Here is a 474-nt window from a genome sequence, read left to right as displayed (position 1 = left end):
AGTATATTACTGATTTAGGTATTAAGTGGTATTTTGCTCACCCTTATTGTTCTAATGAGAGGGGTAGTAATGAAAATAATAATAAGATGATTAGGAGATTTATTCCTAAGGGTAGGTCTATGAATAAATTAAGAAAAAAAGATGTTAAATTTATTGAAAATTTTATGAATAATTATCCTAGAAAAATTTTCAATTCTTCAACATCTTATGAAGTTTATGAATGTCTTTTAAATCTTGTTTAAGTTGTTTTTGGACATTTACTTTTGGAATTTAGGAATTGCAAAGTATTATAAAGAAGAATTTGAATTAGGAAAGAAAGCTTTGTCTATAATTAAAAAAGATTTAAATATAGAACTTCCTATTGATGAGGCAGCCTTTATATCTTTGCATTTTGTTAATGCAAATTTAGAAAATAATTATCAATATTCTTAACGTATTACGTAGATTATTATGAGTGTTTAAAAAATTATTCAA

Annotated in this window: 2 protein-coding genes; both read left to right on the top strand. The window is 23.6% G+C overall.

The genetic code is table 11. The annotated features are described in order from the left end of the window. On the top strand, window positions 1–242 hold a 242-nt coding region (locus tag BT993_RS07380), incomplete at its 5' end, for an IS30 family transposase (protein WP_167359436.1). Then, complete coding sequence (locus BT993_RS06835; RefSeq protein WP_244147569.1) at window positions 235–432, top strand: PRD domain-containing protein; 198 nt, start codon at window positions 235–237, stop codon at window positions 430–432. The genes BT993_RS07380 and BT993_RS06835, both read left to right, overlap by 8 nt. Window positions 433–474 lie beyond the last annotated feature (42 nt).

The organism is Streptobacillus ratti, assembly GCF_001891165.1.
In the GTDB taxonomy this organism is placed as follows: domain Bacteria; phylum Fusobacteriota; class Fusobacteriia; order Fusobacteriales; family Leptotrichiaceae; genus Streptobacillus; species Streptobacillus ratti.
Note: the sequence above shows the minus strand (reverse complement) of the source record. Positions and strands in the feature narration are given on the sequence as shown.